Origin of the sequence: Mycobacterium lehmannii (assembly GCF_002245535.1) — a bacterium.
In the GTDB taxonomy this organism is placed as follows: Bacteria; Actinomycetota; Actinomycetes; order Mycobacteriales; family Mycobacteriaceae; genus Mycobacterium; species Mycobacterium lehmannii.
This window is the reverse complement of the sequence record NZ_NKCN01000001.1, coordinates 15,649-36,354: the sequence shown is the minus strand read 5'-3', so window position 1 is coordinate 36,354 and position 20,706 is coordinate 15,649. Positions and strand designations below refer to the sequence as shown.

Annotated in this window: 20 protein-coding genes; 10 read left to right on the top strand and 10 right to left on the bottom strand. The window is 67.0% G+C overall.

The genetic code is table 11. The features are described from left to right. Window positions 1-10: 10 nt before the first annotated feature. Together ilvN and CEX87_RS00175 are read right to left on the bottom strand one after the other, a co-directional pair. Window positions 11-520, bottom strand: coding sequence for an acetolactate synthase small subunit (ilvN, locus tag CEX87_RS00180; RefSeq protein WP_094285537.1), 510 nt, complete (start codon window positions 518-520; stop codon window positions 11-13). Then, on the bottom strand, window positions 520-2,388 hold the full coding sequence (locus CEX87_RS00175) for an acetolactate synthase large subunit (RefSeq protein ID WP_094285535.1): 1,869 nt from the start codon (window positions 2,386-2,388) through the stop codon (window positions 520-522). The genes ilvN and CEX87_RS00175 overlap by 1 nt, the downstream gene beginning before the upstream one ends. 306 nt (window positions 2,389-2,694) lie before the next feature. Here CEX87_RS00175 and CEX87_RS00170 point away from each other — a divergent pair, with 306 nt between their 5' ends. Further along, the gene (locus CEX87_RS00170; protein ID WP_064398535.1) at window positions 2,695-3,042 is read left to right on the top strand and encodes a PH domain-containing protein; all 348 of its coding nucleotides are present in this window, start codon (window positions 2,695-2,697) and stop codon (window positions 3,040-3,042) included. Here CEX87_RS00170 and CEX87_RS00165 read toward each other — a convergent pair. Beyond that, window positions 3,039-3,866 carry a DoxX family protein gene (locus CEX87_RS00165; RefSeq protein WP_064426160.1) on the bottom strand — a complete coding sequence of 276 codons (828 nt, stop codon included), beginning with the start codon at window positions 3,864-3,866 and terminating at the stop codon, window positions 3,039-3,041. The two genes, CEX87_RS00170 and CEX87_RS00165, sit on opposite strands and share 4 nt — an antisense overlap. A gap of 139 nt (window positions 3,867-4,005) precedes the next feature. On the opposite strand from CEX87_RS00165, the gene CEX87_RS00160 reads away from it, so the two are divergent. Then, window positions 4,006-5,127, top strand: a complete 1,122-nt coding sequence (locus CEX87_RS00160) for a PQQ-dependent sugar dehydrogenase (RefSeq protein WP_064398534.1) — start codon at window positions 4,006-4,008, stop codon at window positions 5,125-5,127. Between the two features lie 71 nt (window positions 5,128-5,198). Here the strand turns inward: CEX87_RS00160 and gatB are convergent, their stop codons facing one another. The 4 genes from gatB to gatC all read right to left on the bottom strand — a co-directional run bounded on the left by gatB (window position 5,199) and on the right by gatC (window position 9,612). Next, complete coding sequence (gene gatB / locus CEX87_RS00155) at window positions 5,199-6,701, bottom strand: Asp-tRNA(Asn)/Glu-tRNA(Gln) amidotransferase subunit GatB (protein ID WP_064416835.1); 1,503 nt, start codon at window positions 6,699-6,701, stop codon at window positions 5,199-5,201. Between the two features lie 23 nt (window positions 6,702-6,724). Then, window positions 6,725-7,756 carry an ATP-dependent 6-phosphofructokinase gene (locus CEX87_RS00150; protein ID WP_064398530.1) on the bottom strand — a complete coding sequence of 344 codons (1,032 nt, stop codon included), beginning with the start codon at window positions 7,754-7,756 and terminating at the stop codon, window positions 6,725-6,727. Window positions 7,757-7,834: 78 nt separating this feature from the next. Beyond that, window positions 7,835-9,298, bottom strand: a complete 1,464-nt coding sequence (gatA, locus tag CEX87_RS00145; RefSeq protein WP_064416834.1) for an Asp-tRNA(Asn)/Glu-tRNA(Gln) amidotransferase subunit GatA — start codon at window positions 9,296-9,298, stop codon at window positions 7,835-7,837. 14 nt (window positions 9,299-9,312) lie between these two features. Then, the gene (gatC, locus tag CEX87_RS00140) at window positions 9,313-9,612 is read right to left on the bottom strand and encodes an Asp-tRNA(Asn)/Glu-tRNA(Gln) amidotransferase subunit GatC (protein WP_064398527.1); all 300 of its coding nucleotides are present in this window, start codon (window positions 9,610-9,612) and stop codon (window positions 9,313-9,315) included. 80 nt (window positions 9,613-9,692) lie between these two features. Between gatC and CEX87_RS00135 the strand changes: the two genes are divergently transcribed. From CEX87_RS00135 to CEX87_RS00110, 6 genes are all read left to right on the top strand, one after another. Beyond that, window positions 9,693-10,349 carry an ACT domain-containing protein gene (locus CEX87_RS00135; RefSeq protein WP_064398860.1) on the top strand — a complete coding sequence of 219 codons (657 nt, stop codon included), beginning with the start codon at window positions 9,693-9,695 and terminating at the stop codon, window positions 10,347-10,349. Between the two features lie 79 nt (window positions 10,350-10,428). Further along, entirely contained in the window at window positions 10,429-11,046 is a 618-nt protein-coding gene (locus CEX87_RS00130) for a DUF4178 domain-containing protein (protein WP_064416833.1), read from the top strand. Between the two features lie 6 nt (window positions 11,047-11,052). Then, a complete protein-coding gene (locus CEX87_RS00125) occupies window positions 11,053-11,556 on the top strand; it encodes a DUF2617 family protein (protein WP_064416832.1) in 504 nt (167 codons plus the stop codon). Beyond that, window positions 11,553-11,987: a DUF4247 domain-containing protein gene (locus tag CEX87_RS00120; protein WP_094285787.1), complete on the top strand. Its 435-nt coding sequence runs from the start codon at window positions 11,553-11,555 to the stop codon at window positions 11,985-11,987. The genes CEX87_RS00125 and CEX87_RS00120 overlap by 4 nt, the downstream gene beginning before the upstream one ends. Window positions 11,988-12,023: 36 nt before the next feature. Continuing rightward, the gene (locus CEX87_RS00115; RefSeq protein ID WP_064416831.1) at window positions 12,024-12,479 is read left to right on the top strand and encodes a DUF350 domain-containing protein; all 456 of its coding nucleotides are present in this window, start codon (window positions 12,024-12,026) and stop codon (window positions 12,477-12,479) included. Continuing rightward, window positions 12,476-14,053 carry a polyamine aminopropyltransferase gene (locus tag CEX87_RS00110; protein WP_094285533.1) on the top strand — a complete coding sequence of 526 codons (1,578 nt, stop codon included), beginning with the start codon at window positions 12,476-12,478 and terminating at the stop codon, window positions 14,051-14,053. The genes CEX87_RS00115 and CEX87_RS00110 overlap by 4 nt, the downstream gene beginning before the upstream one ends. Before the next feature lie 3 nt (window positions 14,054-14,056). On the opposite strand, the gene CEX87_RS00105 is transcribed toward CEX87_RS00110, so the two are convergent. Both CEX87_RS00105 and ligA read right to left on the bottom strand, forming a co-directional pair. Further along, window positions 14,057-14,311, bottom strand: a complete 255-nt coding sequence (locus tag CEX87_RS00105) for a hypothetical protein (protein ID WP_064416829.1) — start codon at window positions 14,309-14,311, stop codon at window positions 14,057-14,059. A 79-nt stretch (window positions 14,312-14,390) separates the two neighbouring features. Further along, complete coding sequence (gene ligA / locus CEX87_RS00100) at window positions 14,391-16,475, bottom strand: NAD-dependent DNA ligase LigA (protein ID WP_094285785.1); 2,085 nt, start codon at window positions 16,473-16,475, stop codon at window positions 14,391-14,393. A gap of 79 nt (window positions 16,476-16,554) precedes the next feature. Between ligA and CEX87_RS00095 the strand changes: the two genes are divergently transcribed. Next, on the top strand, window positions 16,555-16,959 hold the full coding sequence (locus CEX87_RS00095) for an MmcQ/YjbR family DNA-binding protein (protein WP_064416827.1): 405 nt from the start codon (window positions 16,555-16,557) through the stop codon (window positions 16,957-16,959). A 38-nt stretch (window positions 16,960-16,997) separates the two neighbouring features. Continuing rightward, on the top strand, window positions 16,998-18,599 hold the full coding sequence (locus tag CEX87_RS00090; RefSeq protein ID WP_094285531.1) for a 4-coumarate--CoA ligase family protein: 1,602 nt from the start codon (window positions 16,998-17,000) through the stop codon (window positions 18,597-18,599). Window positions 18,600-18,988: 389 nt separating this feature from the next. Here the strand turns inward: CEX87_RS00090 and CEX87_RS00085 are convergent, their stop codons facing one another. Further along, complete coding sequence (locus tag CEX87_RS00085; protein WP_094285529.1) at window positions 18,989-20,584, bottom strand: pentapeptide repeat-containing protein; 1,596 nt, start codon at window positions 20,582-20,584, stop codon at window positions 18,989-18,991. Window positions 20,585-20,706 lie beyond the last annotated feature (122 nt).

The window sequence follows — 20,706 nt, the reverse complement described above, 5'->3', positions numbered from 1 at the left end:
GAGTTGTGGGCTACTTGGTGGTTCCGATGCTGCGCGGGCCGCGCGACAGCGACACCACACCGGACTGCACGATCTCGCGGATTCCGAAGGGCTCCAACACCCGCAGCAGCGCCTCGAGCTTCTCGGGCGTACCGGTCGCCTCGACCGTCAGCGACTCGGTCGACACGTCGACGACTTTGGCGCGGAACAGGTTCACCGCCTCGATGACCTGACCGCGAGTCGACGCGTCGGTGCGCACCTTGATGAGCGCGAGCTCACGCGAAACCGAGTTCTCTTCCTCCTGCTCGACGATCTTGATCACGTTGACCAGCTTGTTGAGCTGTTTGGTGATCTGCTCCAGCGGCGCTTCGTCCACGCTGACGACGATGGTCATCCGCGACATGTTCTTCTGCTCGGTCGCACCGACCGCCAGGGACTGGATGTTGAAGCCGCGCCGAGAGAACAGCGACGCGACGCGCGCCAGGACACCCGGCTTGTCCTCGACCAGAACAGACAACGTCTGCGTAGCGTTGGTACTCATCAGGCGTGGCCTTCTTCCGGATCGTCGAACAGCGGGCGGATGCCGCGCGCGGCCTGGATCTCGTCGTTGCTCGTGCCCGCCGCGACCATGGGCCACACCTGGGCGTCTGCGCCGACGATGAAGTCGATCACCACGGGCCGGTCGTTGATCTCACGGGCCTGCCGGATCACGTCCTCGACGTCTTCGGCTCGCTCGCAACGCAATCCGACACACCCGAGCGCCTCGGCCAGCTTGACGAAGTCGGGGATGCGACGCGAGTGCGTGGCCAGATCCGTTTGGCTGTACCGCTCTTCGTAGAACAGCGTCTGCCACTGGCGCACCATGCCGAGGTTGCCGTTGTTGATCAGAGCCACCTTGATCGGCGCACCCTCGACGGCACAGGTGGCCAACTCCTGGTTGGTCATCTGGAAGCAGCCGTCGCCGTCGATGGCCCACACCTCGGCCTCCGGGCGGCCGAACTTGGCCCCCATCGCCGCGGGCACCGCGTAGCCCATGGTGCCCAGGCCGCCGGAGTTGAGCCACGTCTTCGGATTCTCGTAGGAGATGAACTGTGCGGCCCACATCTGGTGCTGGCCGACGCCGGCGACGTACACCGCCTCGGGCCCCGCCATTTTGCCCAGCGTCTCGATGACGTACTCCGGCGAGAGGCTGCCGTCGCTCTGCGGTCCGTAGCTCAACGGGTAGGTCGCCTGCACACCGCGCAGGTACTCCGTCCAGTTGTCGATCGTGATCGCCTCGGCGGTGCCGTCCCGGCGCAGGGCCACGACCAGATCGGCGATGACGGCCTTGACGTCACCGACGATCGGCACGTCGGCGTGGCGGTTCTTGCCGATCTCGGCGGGGTCGATGTCGGCGTGGATGACCTTGGCCTCCGGCGCGAAGGAGTCCAGCCGCCCGGTCACCCGGTCGTCGAACCGGGTGCCCAGCGCGATCAGCAGGTCGCTGCGCTGCAGGGCGGCCACCGCGGACACCGTGCCGTGCATCCCGGGCATGCCCATGTTCTGCGGATGGCTGTCGGGGAACGCCCCGCGCGCCATCAGCGTGGTCACGACCGGAATTCCGGTCAGCTCGGCCAGCTCCAGCAGTTCCTCAGTGGCCTCTCCGCGGATCACCCCGCCGCCGACGTAGAGCACCGGCTTGCGCGCGGCCGCGATCAGTTTGGCGGCCTCGCGGATCTGGCGGTTGTGCGGCTTGGTGTTGGGCTTGTAACCCGGCAGGTCGATGCGCGGCGGCCAGCTGAAGGTGCACTGCCCCTGCAGAACGTCCTTGGGGATGTCGACCAGCACCGGCCCGGGGCGGCCCGAGGCCGCGATGTGGAACGCCTCGGCGATCGCCTGCGGGATCTCATCGCCGCTGCGCACCAGGAAGTTGTGCTTGGTGATCGGCATCGTGATGCCGGAGATGTCGGCCTCCTGGAACGCATCGGTGCCGATCAGGCCGCGCCCGACCTGACCGGTGATCGCCACCACCGGAATCGAGTCCATGTGCGCGTCGGCCAACGGCGTCACCAGGTTGGTCGCGCCGGGCCCCGACGTCGCCATCATCACGCCGACCTTGCCGGTCGCGTGGGCGTACCCACTGGCGGCATGCCCGGCGCCCTGCTCGTGACGGACCAGGACGTGGCGCAGCTTCTTGGAGTCGAACAGCGGGTCGTACACCGGCAGCACCGCACCGCCGGGGATCCCGAAGATGGTGTCGACGTCGAGTTCCTCCAGCGACCGGATGACTGCCTGTGCGCCGGTCATCTGTTGCGGCTCAGCGCGTTTGGCCGGTGCGGGCGCAGATTTGGCCGTCGGGTGGGTGGCATGTCCGTCGTCGGGCACGGTTGCCGCCACCTGCTCCAGCGGTCGGGTTGTTGGTGCGCTCACGGTGTTCGTTCTCCTAAATCCTTCTTCGGATCCGTCTCTAGGGTCTCAAATTCGGTGGTCGGGCAAGAAAAAACCCCCGTCAGCTGGGTTGCTGTACGAGGGTCGCGCGCTGATGCCGGAGTTATGCCCGAGTAAGGGCGAGCGCGGCATCAACGCGCTTCCCGATTACTACGAGCAACCCCTGGGCCTGCATAACCGTCGACGGTAGCCTCTGCACTGGTCACAGGTCAAATTGCGGCACGGTGCGAAGATGGCGGGGTGAGTACGAACGCCGCTCCCGCTCCCGTCGTCATCCGGATCTCTCCCATGGCGCATTTCGCCGTCGCCTTTCTGGCGTTCAGCATGCTTTCGCTGGTTTTGGCGGGCCTCACCTGGGTGGCGGCCCTGTTGATCATTCCGATCGTGTTGTCGGTGTTCGTCGCGCGCTACCGCACCGTCGCCGACCGCGATCAGGTCACCGCACGCACGCTGTTGGGCAGCGAGACCGTCGGCTGGGGCGACATCGACGGCCTGCGGTTCGGTAAGGGATCTTCGGCTTACGCCCATCTGAAGGACGGCAGGGACCTGCGGTTGCCCGCGGTGACGTTCGCGACGTTGCCGCTGTTGGCCGAGGCCAGCGACGGGCGCGTGCCGAATCCGTACGCGAAGGATTAAGCGAACGGATTGCCGCCGTTGAGCAGCACCCAGATCGCTACACCCGCGCCAGCGCCGAGCACGAGCGCGCCGAGCGATCCGAGGAAGGGCCGACGCGCCCAACCGCGTCCGGCGTCGAATCCGTACCGGCCGGGGCCCGTCAACACCAGCGCGGCCACCGCGCAGGTCAAGAACACGTTGTATTCGTGTCCGTCGGTGAGGAAGTCCGACAGGCGCGCCTCCTCGTGGGCGACCATCGCCTCGGCCAGCACGCCGGTGACCAGATACGCCAGCGCGCCGGCGGCGGCCACGGGAGTGAAAAGACCCAGGATGAGCAGCACCCCGGCGGCGATCTGACCGAAGGCGCCGACGTAGGTCAGGATGTCGGCATAGCGGAAGCCCATATCGGACAGCTCCGCTTCCCATCCGCCCAGCCCGGGGCCACCCCATAGGCCGAACGCCTTCTGCAGGCCGTGGCCGATGAACAGGGCACCGACTGCGAGCCGCAACAGCAGAAGGCCGAGGTCGAGCGTGCCGCGGCGCTCCGGTGCGGCGCGGAACGGATCAGGGCCGATCTCCGCCGGTTCGGCCGAGTAGTCGAGTGCGTGCCTGCCGCCGGGCTGCACGTACGGCAGCGGCTCGGGATCGTTGAGCAGTCCGAAACCGGTGGAGACCGGCGCGCCGCTGTTCGAGTCGTAGTGCGGGATCGCGGTGGTCTCGAAGTCGCCGGCGTAGTTGGCCGACGGGAGATCGTCTTCGGGGTCGACCAGGCTCGCCGACGCGGGCCGCCCGGCCGCGTCGTCGGGCCGCTGCCAGGCGCGTGGGTCATTGGAATGACTGGTCACCATGCCAGCGTAAGTGCTTGTCACCCGGTATCGGGGTATTGGCGCGGTGCTTTCGAGGCCTTAATTCGCCGACGGTCCGGGGCGCGGCCCAGCGGGTGTGCGTGGCGAACACATCCGAATGATCCGTAACCTGGCTCGCATGAAACTGCGCCGGCCGATGCAGGGTGCGCTCGCGGTGGCGTGCGCGGCGTTGCTCGTCGGATCGGGCTGTGCGCGATTCGACGATCTGCAGTCGCAACCGTTCACCACTGAGCCTCAGCTCGAGCCCGGTCCGACGTCGTCACCGCCGCCACCGCCGCCGCTGCCCCCGACGCCGTTTCCCAAGGAGTGCCCGGCGCCCGGCGTCATGCAGGGTTGTCTGGAAAGCACCAGCGGCCTGATCATGCTGCCCGACAGTCAGTCGGCCCTGGTCGCCGAGCGCACGACCGGTGTGGTCAAGGAGGTATCGGTGCGGGCCGAGCCCAAGGTCAAGACCACGCTGCCGGTCGACGGGTCGGGTGATGGCGGGCTGTTGGACATCGTGCTGTCGCCGACGTACCAACAGGACCGGCTGATGTACGCCTACGTCAGCACCCCGACCGACAACCGTGTCATCCGCATCGCCGACGGCGACATCCCCAAGCCCATCCTGACCGGCATCCCGAAGGGCGCCACCGGCAACACCGGTGCGTTGATCTTCACCAGCCCGACGACGCTGCTCGTGCAGACCGGCGACGCGGGCAATCCCGCCGATGCCGCAAACCCGGGGTCGCTGGCTGGAAAGGTGTTGCGGATCGAGCAGCCCACAACGGTCGATCAGGCCCCGACGACGACCGCCCTGTCGGGTCTGGGCGCTGCTGGCGGGATGTGCCTGGACCACTCGGATGGGTCGCTGTACATCACCGACCGCGCCGCCTCCGGTGACAGGTTGCAACGCATCACCAAGGACTCGAAGACGTCCACGGTGTGGACCTGGCCCGACCGGCCCGGTGTTGCGGGCTGCGCCGCCCTCGACGGGTCGGTTCTGGTCAATCTGGTCAACACCAAGCAGACCGTCGCCGTGCGGCTCGCGCCCGAAACCGGTGCGGTGACCGGCGATCCCGAGGTGGTGCGCCAGGACCAGCACGGCCACGCCTGGGCATTGGCCATGTCGCCCGACGGCAACATCTGGGGCGGCACGATCAACAAGACGGCGGGCGATGCCCAAAAACTCGACGACGTGGTCTTCCCGCTGTTCCCGCAGGGCGGCGGCTTCCCGCGCAACCCGGCCGACAACACCTGATCGGTTGCGCTCGAAACTGCAGCCAGTGCAGTGAATGAGCGTCGCGCACGACCCTGTGTGCAGTTTCGGCGCTAACTGCAGGCCTCCAGGACCAGCTCACGGACACGCGCCGCGTCGGCCTGACCCTTGGTGGCCTTCATGACGGCGCCGACGATCGCGCCCGCGGCCTGCACCTTGCCGCCCCGGATCTTCTCGACGATGCCGGGATTGGCCGCCAGCGCCTCGTCGACGGCGGCCTGCAACGCCGAATCGTCGCGCACGACCTCCAGCCCGCGATCCTTCATCACCTGCTCGGGTTCGCCCTCACCGGCCAGTACACCCTCGACGACCTGCCGGGCGAGCTTGTTGGACAGCTTGCCGTCGTCGACGAGCTTGACGACCGCGGCCACCTGTGCGGGCGTGATCGGGAGTGCGTCCAGCTCTACCCCGGCTTCATTGGCCTTCTGCACCAGGAAGTTTCCCCACCACGCCCGCGCCGCGTCGCTGGATGCGCCCTGTTCGACGGTGGCGGCGATCAGGTCGAGCGCACCGATGTTGACGAGGTCGCGCATCACTTCGTCGGAAATTCCCCATTCGTCCTGAATCCGCTTGCGGGACAGCCACGGAAGCTCGGGGATCGTCGCCCGCAACCGCTCGATCCACTCCGCATCGGGTGCCACCGGCTCGAGGTCGGGCTCGGGGAAATACCGGTAATCCTCGGCGGTTTCCTTGCTGCGTCCCGGTGAGGTGTATCCGTCCTCGTGAAAGTGCCTGGTCTCCTGGGTGATTCGACCGCCTGACTCGAGAACTGCTGCCTGGCGGCGCATCTCGTAGCGGACAGCGACCTCGACGCTCTTGAGCGAGTTGACGTTCTTGGTTTCGGTGCGGGTGCCGAACTCCTTTCGCCCTATCGGTTTGAGCGAGACGTTGGAGTCACAGCGCATCGACCCCTGGTCCATGCGGACGTCGGAGACGCCCAGACCGCGCAGCAGATCCCGCAACGCCGTCACGTAGGCACGGGCGATCTCGGGGGCGCGCTCGCCGGCGCCTTCGATCGGCTTGGTCACGATCTCGATCAGCGGCACACCGGAACGGTTGTAGTCGATCAGCGAGGTCGTGGCGCCCTCGATGCGGCCCGTATCGCTCCCGAGGTGGGTCAGCTTGCCGGTGTCCTCTTCCATGTGGGCGCGCTCGATGTCGACCCGCCAGGTCGTACCGTCGTCGAGCGGCACGTCGAGGTGACCGTTGATCGCGATCGGCTCGTCGTACTGCGAGATCTGGTAGTTCTTCGGCATGTCCGGATAGAAGTAGTTCTTGCGGGCGAACCGGCACCACGGCACGATCTCGCAGTTCAGCGCGAGCCCGATCCGGATCGCGGACTCGACGGCCTTCTCGTTGAGCACGGGCAGCGACCCGGGCAGTCCCAGGCAGACGGGGCACACCTGAGTGTTGGGTTCGGCGCCGAACCGGTTGGCGCAACCGCAGAACATCTTGGTGGCGGTGGACAGTTCGACGTGGACTTCCAAGCCGAGCACGGGCTCGTAGCGCGCGACGACGTCGTCGTAGTCGAGCAGTTCGGCGGTCGCAGCAGTCATGACGCCGATCCTAGTAAGCGGGCTCAGCCGAAGAACTCCGCGGCGTCGTCGTACCGGCTCTGCGGGACGAGCTTCAACTGGCGGGTGGCGTCCGCGAGCGAGACGCGGCCGATCTCCTGGCCGCGCAGCGACACCATCATCCCGTACTCCCCCGCGTGCGCAGCGTCGGCGGCGTTGACGCCGAAGCGCGTGGCCAGCACGCGATCAAAGGGCGTCGGCGTGCCGCCGCGCTGCACATGGCCCAGAACCGTCACCCGCACCTCTTTGTTGATCCGCTTTTCCACCTCGAAGGCGAGCTGCTGGGCGACGCCGGTGAAACGTTCGTGGCCGAACTCGTCGACCCCGCCCTGCCGCAGCTGCATCGACCCCTCGGCCGGCTTCGCCCCTTCTGCCACCACGCAGATGAAGTGCGAATCACCGCGCACGAAGCGCTGTTTGATCAGTCGGCAGACCTCTTCGACGTCGAAGGGCTGTTCGGGGATCAGCGTCATGTGCGCGCCCGAGGCCAAACCCGCATTCAGCGCGATCCACCCCGCGTGGCGGCCCATCACCTCGACGAGCATCACGCGCTGATGTGACTCCGCGGTGCTGTGCAACCGGTCGATGGCCTCGCTGGCCACCCCGAGCGCGGTGTCATGGCCGAACGTGACATCGGTGCAGTCGATGTCGTTATCGATGGTCTTCGGCACGCCGACGACGGGAACGTTCTCCTCGGAGAGCCAGTGCGCGGCCGTGAGCGTGCCCTCGCCGCCGATCGGGATCAGCACGTCGATGCCGTTGTCGTCGAGCGTCTGCTTGATCTGGTCGAGCCCGGCGCGCAGTTTCTCCGGATGCACGCGGGCAGTACCGAGCATCGTGCCCCCCTTAGCCAGCAACCGGTCGTTGCGGTCGTCGTTGGCCAGTTGGATGCGACGGTTCTCCAACAGACCGCGCCAGCCGTCCTGGAATCCGACGACCGACGAGCCGTAGCGCACGTCGCACGTGCGCACCACGGCCCGAATGACCGCGTTCAGTCCGGGACAGTCACCGCCACCGGTCAGCACTCCGATCCGCATGGCTACATCCTCCCCGAGCGCGCGGATGTTCGCGCCCTCTGTCGGCGTTTGCGTCCAACAAACGTGCGCTCGCGGCGCCTAAACCGCCGTCGACAGCGGCCCGCGCGCCACCTCATAGGCCGCACCGACGCGGTACAACCGGTCGTCGGCCAGCGCGGGCGCCATGATCTGCAGTCCGACAGGCAGCCTGTCGTCGGGTGACAGCGCCGAAGGCACCGACATTCCGCAGTGGCCCGCCAGGTTCAACGGCAGCGTGCACAGGTCGAACAGGTACATCGCCAGCGGGTCGTCGACCTTCTCCCCCAACGGGAATGCCGTCGTCGGCGTCGTCGGCGAGATCAGCACGTCGACCTTCTCGTATGCCTCGTCGAGATCGCGCGCGATCAGCGTGCGCACCTTCTGCGCCTGGTTGTAATACGCGTCGTAGTACCCCGCCGACAGCGCATAGGTGCCAATCATGATGCGCCGCTTGACTTCCGGACCGAAACCGGCGGCACGGGTCAGCGCCATGACTTCCTCGGCGCTGTGCGTGCCGTCGTCACCGACGCGCATCCCGAAACGCATCGCGTCGAAGCGCGCGAGGTTGCTCGAGACCTCCGATGGAAGGATCAGATAGTAGGCCGGCAGCGAGTAGTCGAAGTGCGGGCAGTCCACCTCGCTGACCTCGGCGCCCAGCGCGGTCAGCTGTTCGACGGCGGCGTTGAACGACTCCAGCACACCGGGCTGGTAGCCGTCCCCACGCAACTGCTTGACCACACCGATCCGCACGCCCGCCAGGTCACCGGCCGCCCCCGCCCGTGCGGCGCCGACGACGTCGGGCACCGTGGCGTGGACCGAGGTGGAGTCCTTCGCGTCGTGCCCGGCGATCACCTGGTGCAGCAGTGCGGTGTCGAGGACGGTGCGCGCGCACGGGCCGCCCTGGTCGAGCGAGGACGCGCAGGCGACCAGCCCGTAGCGCGAGACGGTTCCGTAGGTCGGTTTCACGCCGACCGTGGCGGTCAGCGCGGCCGGCTGGCGGATCGAGCCGCCGGTGTCGGTGCCGATGGCCAACGGCGCCTGAAACGCCGCCAGCGCCGCGGCGCTCCCGCCGCCGGAGCCGCCGGGGACGCGCTCGACGTCCCACGGATTGCGCGTCGGCCCGTATGCGGAGTTCTCCGTGGACGAACCCATTGCGAACTCGTCCATGTTGGTCTTGCCGAGGATCGGCAGGCCGGCAGCACGCAGCAGCATGGTGACGGTCGCGTCATAGGGCGACGTCCAGCCCTCGAGGATCTTCGATCCGCAGGTCGTGGGCATGTCGGTGGTGGTGAAGACGTCCTTGAGCGCCACCGGCACCCCGGCCAGCGGCGAGGGCAGATCCTCGCCGGCCGCGACGGCCGCATCAACGCGCGCGGCGGCCTCCAGCGCACGCTCCTTGGCGACATGCAGGAACGCGTGGTAGCGGTCGTCGGTCGCAACGATCTGGTCCAGGTGCGCCTGGGTGACCTCCGTCGACGACACCTCTTTGGCGGCGATCTTTTCTCCGAGCGTCGCCGCGTCCATCCGGGTGAGATCGCTCACTGCGCCTCCCCCAGGATCCGCGGCACCGCAAACCGGCCCTCGGCCGCCTTGGGCGCCTGGTCCAGCGCCTCCTCCTGCGTCAGGCACGGCTCGACCGTGTCCGGCCGGAACACGTTGACGTCGGTGAGCGGGTTCCCGGTCGGTTTGACCCCTTCGACGTCGACGGACTGGATTTGGCTGACGTGACCGAGGATGGCGTCCAACTGCCCGGCATAGCTGTCCAGCTCGTCTTCGGTCAGGGCGAGGCGGGCCAGACGCGCCAGATGGGCTACCTCGTCTCGGGAGATCTGCGACACGACAAGCAAGCCTAGTCATCGCCGTTGCGGCCGCCGAGGCCGGAATGCCCGCGCCGTCGCGCTGTGTAAAAGTGTTGCGCGTGCCTACGTACCTGCTGCGGGTCCAGCTAGAGGACCGGCCCGGCAGCCTCGGCTCCCTCGCCGTGGCGCTCGGGTCGGTGGGCGCCGACATTCTCTCGCTCGACGTGGTGGAACGTTCGGCCGGCTACGCCGTCGACGATCTCGTGGTCGAGCTGCCCGCAGGCGCGATGCCGGACATGCTGATCACCGCCGCCGAGCAGATCAAAGGTGTCTACGTCGACTCGGTCCGGCCGCACACCGGCCTGCTCGAGGCCCATCGCGAACTCGAGCTCATCGACCACATCGCGGCGGCGGACCGCAAGGACAAGTTGCAGGTCCTGGCCGACGAGGCGCCTCGGGTGTTGCGGGTGGGTTGGGCCACCGTGATGCACCTGACCGACAGTGGGCCGCAACGTGTCGTCGGCAGCCCGGGCGCCCCCGAGACGCAGGCCGCCGAGATCCCGTGGCTACCGCTCGACCGGGCCGAGGCCCTCGACGGCGAGGCCGCGTGGGTGCCCCAGGTCTGGCGGGATATGGCGACCACGCTGGCCGCCGCCCCGCTCGGCGATCCGCGCACCGCGGTGGTGCTGGGCCGCCCCGGCGGGCCGCAGTTCCGGCCGTCCGAGGTCGCCAGATTGGGTTACTTGGCGGGCATCGTCGCCACGATTCTGCGCTGAGTTCACGCGGCCGGGCGGCTGTTACGGTTGGCGGCAATCCCATCAACCGCACCGCTCAACGTCGACCGGAAGGTTTCGCGTGGAAACGCTGCTGATCGTGCTGGCCGCCATCCTGCTGATCGCGGCGATCGTCGTGCTGGTGAAGGCGCTTCAGCGACCGAAGAAGCCGAAGACGCCGACCACGCGCGAAGATCCGCTCAAGTTCGCCGCCACCATGCCGCAGTTCGGCCCGCGCCAACTCGGACCCGGCGCGATCGTCTCCCACGGCGGCATCGACTACGTGGTCCGCGGCTCGGTGACGTTGCGCCAAGGCCCGTTCGTCTGGTGGGAGCATCTGCTGGAAGGTGATTCCGATTCGGATCCCCTGTGGTTCAGCGTCGAGGAGGACGAGGGCCGACTCGAGTTGGTGATGTGGACACGACGCAAGGATGCGGCGCTGCAGCCGGGCGGCGAGCTCGCCGTCGACGGAATCGCCTATCGCGAGACCGAACGCGGCAGCGCGTCGTTCACCACCGAGGGCACCACCGGACTGCCCGCGGGCGGGGAGATGGAGTTCGTCGACTACGCGAACGCCGACGAGACATCGCTTCTCGGCTTCGAACGCTGGGCGCCCGACATGCCGTGGGAAGTGTCGACCGGAAGGCCCGTGCGGGCCGGCGAGTTGACGGTCTACCCCGCGCCGCCGCCCAGCGATTAGGAAACTGTGCCCTTTCACCGACTGGTAGTGACTCCGGCCGATGTGTCCGGCACGGGGCTTCGGCTGGCGTTGAATGCGTGCGCACCGACGCCGCTGGCGGCGTGCTCGCTGCCCCATCCCGCCGACGGCGCGCTGGTGCTCGGCGTCCTCGGCGCGTCGCACGTGGTCGCCGTCGAGCAATCCGAACACAGCTTCTCCGAGGAGGTCTCGTGCACCGCGCGCACGGATACCGCCCTTCCGGGCCGCGCCGAAGCGCCCGGATACCGGATCGACTCCCGGACGGAAACGTATGGCGAGGCGGAGTTTCGCAGGCTCGCGCAGATGCTGCGGGTCAGTTGTGAGCACGAGGACGGCTGGCTCGGTGGTGCGTTCCCAGGTGACGATGCCGCACTGACCGCGCTGGCCGCCGAACCGGACGGGCCCGGTTGGCGGTGGCGGACATGGCATTTGTACCCCGCCCAAGCCGCGGGCGGCACCGTCGTCTACACCCGCAGTCGGTGGCGACCGTGAGCCGAAGCGCGTTGTTCTGGCTGGCCGGAGGGTTGGCCGTGGCGGGGATTGCATGCCTGATTCTCGGTATCTCGTTGCAGAACCGCGACATTCGTACATATGTGGCCGAGAACTACGCCGCGTACTCGCACGGTTCGGAGGCCAGCAGCTACGAGTGCAGCGGGTCCCCCAGTGAAGTGGCCGACCGTCTTGCCGACTATCAGGCACCCGAGGCGCGGGCCACCGACCGCGGCATCGAGTACCTGCGTTATGACGACGACATCGTGATCATCGGGCCGGACGGCAACCGACCATGCACCATCCGGGTCGAGGACGTTCGCGGCAGCAGATACACCGGGGGCGCGTTCATCTTCCTCGGGCCCGGTTTCTTTCCGGGTGCACCGGCCGGCGGCGCGGGCGGTAGTTCCGGCGGCCCGGGTGGGACGAAATGACACGCGCACCAGAGCCAATCAGGTAAGGAGAACCCCATGAATCTGGCGGTCGAATTCGGCACCATCAGCGGCGAGAGCCTCGCCCAGAATGTGGTCGCAGCGATCCTGTACTTCCTGGTGGGTGTCGGCGTCCTGGCAGCCGGATTCGCCATGGCCGACTTGCTGACCCCGGGCAACCTGCGCAGGTTGGTGTTCGTCGAGCGGCGGCCCAACGCCGTCGCGGTCGCATCGGGAATGTATGCGGCCCTGGCCATCGTCGTGATTTCGGCGATCGTGGCCAGTTCCAACGAACTGGGCCAAGGGCTCGTCGACGCGGCGGTGTACGGGCTGGTCGGCGTTGTGCTGCAAGGACTGGCGCTGATCGTGCTGGAGGTGGTGGTACCCGGGCGTTTCCGCGACCTGATCACCGAGGAGCGGCTGCACCCCGCCGCCATCGCGACCGCTGTGACGCTGCTCGCCGTGGGAGGGGTGAACGCCGCCGCGCTGTCATGACGGCGACCGAACACGACGCACCCGCACCGCAGCTGGCCGGATCGGTCAGGCGGTGGCGCGCGGTGTTGTTCGCGGCCGTGGCGGCGTGCGCGGCGTGCGGCATCATCTACGAACTGGCGCTACTGACGCTGTCGACCAACCTGCACGGCGGGGGCATCGTGGCGATGTCGCTGATCGTCGCCGGCTACGTCGCCGCGTTGGGCGTCGGTGCGCTGCTGGTGAAGCCGTTGTTGCACCGCGCGGCTGTCACGTTCATCGCCGTCGAGACGACGTTGGCGATCATCGGCGGGTTGTCCGCGGCCGCATTGTATGTCGCGTTCGCCTTCGTGGGCGGCTCGCTGTGGGTGCTCGCGATCGGCACCGCCGTGATCGGCTGTCTGGTCGGCGCCGAGGTGCCGTTGCTGATGACCCTGCTGCAGCGGGGACGCACCGCGGGCGCCACCGACACCGGCCGGGTGTTGGCCAACCTGAACGCCGCCGACTACCTGGGTGCGCTGATCGGCGGGTTGGTCTGGCCGTTTCTCCTACTGCCCCAGCTGGGCATGATCCGGGGCGCCGCCGCCACCGGGATCGTCAACCTCGTCGCGGCGGCCGTCGTGGCGGTGCTCCTGCTGCGCCGCATTGTCAGTACGCGCGAACTGGCGGTGTCGCTGACGGTGCTGGCGGCCGCGCTGGCATTGCTCGTCACGCTTCTGGTGCGTGCGGACGGTATTCAGGCCTCTACCCGCCAGCGCCTCTACGCCGATCCGATCATCGCCCACGAGCAGTCGGCGTACCAGGAGATCGTGGTCACCCGGCGCGGTGACGACGTTCGGCTGTATCTCGATGGCGGACTGCAGTTTTCGACTCGCGACGAGTACCGCTACACCGAGAGTCTGGTCTACCCCGCACTCGGCGCCGACGCGCGCTCGGTGCTGATCCTCGGCGGCGGTGACGGCTTGGTGGCACGTGAAGCGTTGCGAGACGAGGACATCGAGAGAATCGTGCAGGTGGAGCTGGACCCCGCGGTAGTCGAGGTGGGGCGTACCACGTTGCGCGATGCGAACGCCGGTGCCCTGGACGATCCGCGAATGCAGGTGGTCATCGACGACGCGATGAAGTGGCTGCGCACCGCCCCCGGGAGCGTCGAGCCCGGCGGCTTCGACGCGGTGATCGCCGATCTGCCCGACCCGGACAACCCGGCGCTGGGACGGCTGTACTCGGTGGAGTTCTATACCTTGATCGCGCGGGTGTTGGCGCCGGACGGTCTGCTGGCCGTGCAGGCGGGTAGCCCCTTCTCCACCCCGGCCGCATTCTGGCGCACGGTGTCGACGATCCGTGCCGCCGGCTACGCAGTGACCCCGTATCACGTGCACGTGCCGACATTCGGCGACTGGGGATTCGTCCTGGCGCGCCGGGGCCCGGCGGCACCGAAGCCGACGATCCCGGCCGACGCCCCACCGCTGCGCTACCTCGACCAACGCACGCTGGATGCCGCCACTGTGTTCGGCGGCGACACCCGGCCCCAGACGTTGGAACCGTCGACGCTCGACCACCCGCGCGTCGTCGACGACGTGCGGCGTGGATACCGCTGAGCGTCAGCCGCCCGCAGGCACCGGCCAGCGGTCGTTGACGTCGGCGTTGGTGTCCTTTCGGGCACAGTGCGCGCAGCAGAAGATCGCTTCTTCTGTCTCGATGCCGTGACCGAGGATTCGGCACCCGCAGTGGGCGCACTCCGGGGCCAGTTGGACCGCCGCACACTCGACGCTGTCGAACGTCGCGCTGCGGCCGTCGGGCCACGTCACGGTGAACGCCTTGTCGTAGTCGTTGCCACAGGTATCGCAGATCGCCATCACAACTCCTTGTCGATTCGCCCAGTCGGGTGCCCGGTGAGCGGAGCCGACAAACGCGGAAGTAGTCATAGGCAGCGACTCAGACGCCGTCGGGCCCGTTCTGCAACAACCGGGAGAACCCATCCTCGTCGAGGATCGGCACGCCAAGCTCGACGGCTTTGTCGTACTTCGAGCCCGGCGAATCACCGGCGACCACGTACGCCGTCTTCTTCGACACGGAGCCGGCCGCCTTGCCACCGCGCGCGACGATCGCCTCCTTGGCCTCGTCGCGAGAGAACCCGGTCAGCGAGCCGGTGACGACGATTGACAGCCCCTCCAGCGTCCGTTCGATGCTGGCGTCGCGTTCATCGGCCATCCGCACCCCGGCCTCGCGCCACTTGTCGACGATCGCGCGATGCCAGTCGACGGTGAACCACTCGGTGACCGCGGCCGCGATCGTCGGACCCACCCCCTCGACGACCGCCAACTCCTCCTCCGAAGCCGCCATGACGGCGTCGAGGCTGCCGTACTCGGTGGCCAGTGCGCGCGCCGCCGTCGGCCCGACGTGCCGGATCGACAGCGCGACCAACACTCGCCACAGCGGTTGCGATTTGGCCTTGTCCAGGTTGGCCAGTAGCCGTTTCCCGTTGGCCGAAAGCTGGCCGTTCTTCGTGGTGAACAGGTCCGTGCGTAGCAGGTCCTCTTCGGTCAGCGTGAACAGGTCACCCTCGTCGGCGATGACACCGGCCTGCAGCAGCGCGGTGCCCGCCTCATAGCCCAGACCCTCGATGTCGAACGCACCGCGGCCCGCGACGTGAAACACGCGCTCGCGCAACTGCGCCGGACAGGATCGGGTGTTCGGGCACCGGATGTCGGCGTCGCCCTCCTTCGCGGGCGCGAGCTTGGTTCCGCACTCCGGGCAGTGCGTCGGCATCACGAACTCGCGTTCGGAGCCGTCGCGCAGATCGACGACCGGGCCGAGCACCTCGGGGATCACGTCGCCCGCCTTGCGGATGACCACCGTGTCACCGATGAGCACGCCCTTGCGCTTGACCTCCGAGGCGTTGTGCAGCGTGGCCTGGCTGACCGTCGAGCCGGCCACCTTGACCGGCTCCATCCAGGCGAACGGCGTGACTCGACCGGTGCGCCCGACGTTGACCCTGATGTCGAGCAGCTTGGTCTGCGCCTCCTCGGGCGGGAACTTGTAGGCGATGGCCCACCGCGGCGCCCTCGACGTCGACCCGAGTCGGCGCTGCAACGACACATCGTCGACTTTGACCACCACACCGTCGATTTCGTGCTCGACGTCATGGCGGTGCTCGCCCCAGTACGCGATTCGCTCGGTGACCGCGTCGATCCCCTTGACCTGCGCGGTGTGCTCGGAGACCGGCAGTCCCCAGGCCGCCAATGCGCGGTAGGCGTCGTGCAGTGTCTTCGGGCGGAAGCCCTCTGCCTGCCCCACGCCGTGGCAGATCATCCGCAGCTTACGGCGCGCGGTGACGGCGGGGTTCTTCTGCCGCAGCGAGCCCGCCGCGCTGTTGCGCGGATTGGCGAACGGCGGCTTGCCGTCGGCGACCAGGCCGGCGTTGAGTTCCTCGAAGTCGGCCACCCGGAAGAACACCTCGCCGCGCACCTCGAGAACCTTCGGCTGCGGGAATTCGTCGCTGTCCCTGAGCTTTTCAGGGATGTCACCGATGGTGCGGGCGTTCAGCGTGACGTCCTCACCGGTGCGGCCGTCACCTCGGGTGGCCGCCCGCTCGAGCCGACCGTCGCGATACACCAGGGACAGGGCGACCCCGTCGATCTTGAGCTCGCACAGGAAGTGCGCGTCCTGCAGCACGTTTGGTCCGATCTCGCCCTTGAGCCGCCCCGCCCATACGGCGAGCTCGTCGGGTGTGAAGGCGTTGTCCAGGCTCAGCATCCGCTCGAGGTGGTCGGCCGGGGTGAAGTCGGTGGCGAAGCCGGCCCCACCCACCAACTGGGTCGGCGAGTCCGGGGTGCGCAGTTCGGGATGGTCCTCCTCGAGGGCCTCCAGTTCGCGAAGCAACGTGTCGAACTCGGCGTCGGTGATGATCGGCGAGTCCCGCACGTAGTAGCGGAACTGGTGCTCACGCACCTGGTCGGCGAGCTCTTGCCAGCGGCGACGCACGTCGGCGTCGGGGGCGTCGTCGGCCTGTGCGGCCAGCGCGTCTTCCGCACCCTTGGAGGTCACCTTCGCAGGCTAACCGAGCGGCCCGACAGCACCGCACCGTTACCCTGGCCCCATGCCGCACCCGATCATGTTCCGCGACGACGACCCGGTGCTGGCCCGGGTACGGACCGTGGCGCTGGCGTTCCCCGAGGCTTACGAGAAGGTCTCGCACGGACGGCCGGCGTTCTTCGTCGCCAAGATGTTCGCCATGTACGGCGGCAGCGTCAAACCTACGACCAAGGGCGACTACATCCAGTACCCGCAGTCGATCCTGGTCAAGGTCGACGACAGTGAACGCCAGGCGCTGCAGCAGGACGCCCGATTCTTCTCTCCGGCCTACCTGGGACCGTCGGGGTGGCTCGGGCTAGACCTGTCGGCTCGGAAGAAGATCGACTGGGACGAGATACGCGAGCTGATCGATGCGTCGTTTCGGTTGACTGCGCCCAGGAAACTCGTCAAACAGCTCGACGAAGGCTGACCAGGTAGCAGACAGGGCATGATTCGATCGGAGACGCCATGAGTTTCGCGAGCCCCTTCCCCGAGGTCGACATCCCGTCCACCAGCGTCTACGACTACCTTTTCGGACATATCGCAGAAGACGACCTCGACCGCGTCGCGCTTGTCGACGCGAAATCGGGGCGGGAGACGACCTACCGCGAAACGATCGCGCGCGTCGACGCGTTCGCCGGTGCGCTTGCCGGGCGCGGGATCGGCGTCGGCGATGTGGTCGGCCTGCTCTCGCCGAACAGCTCGGGATTCGCGGTCGCATTCCACGGCATCCTGCGCGCGGGCGCGACGGCCACGACCGTCAACGCGTTGTTCACCGCCAAGGACATCGCCAAGCAGTTGACCGATTCGAACGCCAGGATGCTCGTGACGGTGGCGCTGCTGCTGCCCCAAGCCGAGGAAGCGGCCGCGGCGGTCGGCATTCCCGACGACGGGCTCGTCGTGCTCGACGGACCCGGCCTGTCCTCGGACGGGCATCCCAACGCCGCCGACCTCATGGGGCCGGGCCATCCACCGCCTGAGGTGAGCTTCGCGCCCTCATCGCACCTTGCCGTGCTGCCCTACAGTTCGGGAACGACCGGAAACCCGAAGGGCGTCATGCTCACCCACCGCAACCTGGTGGCCAACGTCGCCCAGATCCGGCCGCTGCACGGCATGGTCGCCGACGACACCGTGTTGGCCGTTCTCCCGTTCTTCCACATCTACGGGATGACCGTGCTGCTCAACGCGGCACTGCACGCCAGGGCCCGGCTGGTCATCATGCCGAGCTTCGATCTCGGCGACTTCCTGGGCAACATCCAGGACCATGCCTGCACCATCGCGTTCATCGCCCCGCCCGTCGCGGTCGCGCTGGCCAAGCATCCGCTGGTCGACGAGTACGACCTGTCGTCGTTGAATGTCGTGATGTCGGGTGCGGCCCCTTTGGACGCCGACCTCGGCCACGCCGTGGCCGAGCGGTTGGGCTGTCGAGTGATCCAGGGTTACGGCATGAGCGAGCTCAGCCCGGTCAGCCACATCACGCCGTTCGACGGCGGCCAACACGAGATGAACATGGTGGCCCCGCTCAGCTCGGTCGGCTGGACGGTGTCGAACGCCGCGTCGAAGATCGTCGACCCCGACACCGGTGACGAGATCGACCCGCCCACAGAGGGTCTCAGCCAAACCGGGGAACTCTTGTTCAAGGGGCCCAACGTGATGGCGGGTTACCTCGGCAACGAGAAGGCCACCAAGGAGACCATCGACGACCAGGGCTGGTTGCACACCGGTGACCTCGCACAGGTCGACGCCGACGGCTGTGTCTACATCGTCGACCGGCTCAAGGAGCTGATCAAGTACAAGGGTTATCAGGTGCCGCCCGCCGAGCTGGAGGCCGTGCTGCTGACTCATCCCGACATCGCCGACGCCGCCGTGGTCGGAGTCATCGGCGCCGACGGCGAAGAGGTGCCGAAGGCGTTCGTGGTCGAGCGATCCGGAGCCGAGCTGAGCGAGCGACAGGTGATCGAATTCGTGGCTGGCGAGGTGGCTCCCTACAAGAAGGTCCGCCAGGTGGCGTTCATCGACGCGGTGCCCAAGTCGGCGTCCGGCAAGATCTTGCGCAAGGATCTGAAGTAGCGGTCAGTAGCCGGAAGCGCTCTAAACTGGGATTATAAGGACACGAGCGTGCCTACTGGACGTGCACAGCGCTGTCAGACAAGATCCTACTCATGCAGGAAACGGGAGATTCGTTGGACCTGATTCACCCCCGAACCCGCCGAGGACCTAGATGCCGTAATCCTTACCGTGGCGGGACGACTGGTCAGAACCCCTCACAGGTGAAGACCGAAGGCATGGGCGGGCTGACCGTCACCCAACGCCGCGCCCCTTTAAGGAGCGCAAGAAGTAGTACACCACAACAAACGCCCCCGGCCCCTGGCTCCTCACGGCGATGCAGTCACCAGGTGTCGTGTCTACCCGGTGACGGGGAGGGGTGCCCCCTTCCACCTGCGAGCCAGGGAGTTGGCTCAATCGGAATCGGGACCCCCGAGCGGTCGATCCTGCCCGGGGGTTTCAGTCTCAGAAAGTTCTGGCTGTCCGATGTTTCCCGGTGGTTCTTCGTTGGGCCAGCGCGTACCGGCGTTGTGGCGGATTCTCTCGAAATTGGCAGCTGTAAGATCACTCTCCCTAAAGTCCGTGTCGCGCAGATCAGCCTTTGAGAAGTTGGCCTTCGCAAGCTCACTTTCGATGAACCGGGCGAAACGTAGTTCGGCTCGGGCGAAGTTGGCTTGCTCAAGGTTCGATTCACGGCATCGGGCCTCTGTCAGCGTCGCAGCGACGAAGTGACAGTTTCGCAAGTCGGCGCGGTCCATCTTGGCGCCCGTGAAATCGGCCCCGTCGAATTCGGAGTATTTCAAGCGGGCATTGGTGAACCATGCGCGCCGCAAGTCTGCGCTGTTGAACCGAGCAGCGTTGCCCCACGGGCGCTTATCGTCCACGCTGTCTACGATGCGGGTGCTATGAAGCCTTGCGTTAACCATGGTTGCCTTCTCGAAATTCGCGGACGACAGTATTGCTCGCACCATCGTCGCATTGCACAAATCAGCACCGACCATGTTGGCATCGCTAAGATTTGCGTCGTCCAGGTTGACGCCGCGCAGGTCGGTGTCCTTGAAGTAGAACCCCGAAAGGTCAGCTCCCGACAGGTCGAGCAGACATGACTTCCAATTGTCGTCGGAGTCTGCCACCAAAGGACGGTGAGACCGCAGTAGAGCGACCAGAGCGTTGCGAATTTCAGCGTCTTGCATGTACTTCGCCGTAGTTGGCCCTATGCCCGCTTCCTCTTCTCTAGGGAAAGGCTTTCGGACGCGACGGCTTCGCAGTTGCGCGCAGAATAAGTCCACACACGCCTGCCGCTCGACATCGTTGCCCGCACGGTGCCAGTCATCGGCCAGAGATGCTAATGCGAAGACGGCTGCGTGTCGTTCCGCAAACCGTTCCGCATCTAGCTGAGCAGCGATGGACGCAAATCTGGCCCGCAGCTCACGCTCGCGATCGTCAATGCGGCGTTGTGTTTCCAAATCGTGACGCTGGCGATCCAGTTCATATTTTTTCGAGTCAAGTTCGTACTGGCGGGCGGCAGTCTCCTGCGCATCAATGGCGACTGCATGTGCTCGGACAGTGAACTGATAGGTGAGTTCTGTGGTCGCCTGACGTCTGTAAGCGACGAAGGCTGCACCGCCGACGCCGATGATGGCTAGGAGGGTGGCGGCTGTCCTGGCGGCGTCAAATAGGGCGGCACCGTCCACCGAGTCGAGCCATGCGAACCACCCTCCGTCATCGTTCCACGGGGCTGGCCGATCACTGAGGAGCCAGGACAGCCATGCGAATGAGCCGCCACCCAGGATCAGACCGCCCAGCGCGCCGAACACGACCAAGACCCAAAGCGGCCACCTACCGGCTTGTTCGGCAAGCGCTGCCTCAGCCTCGTCCGTGGCAGGCGAGGAGCTTTTAGATGGGAGCGATGGGGGTTGCGCTTCGGTGTCGGCGCGCTTCTCCCGCGCCACCTCGCTCAACTTCTTGCCGTCGTCGCCGCCTTGACTGCCCGGTGTTGAAATAGTCACGAGTTGGCTCCCGCAGTGCGATTCGACTCCCCGTCAACCATCTCTCGATTTCGCATGTTAACCATCGGCATTCAGATTCTGAATGCGGCTGCCTGCTTTCCTGTCGCATAACATTCGGATTA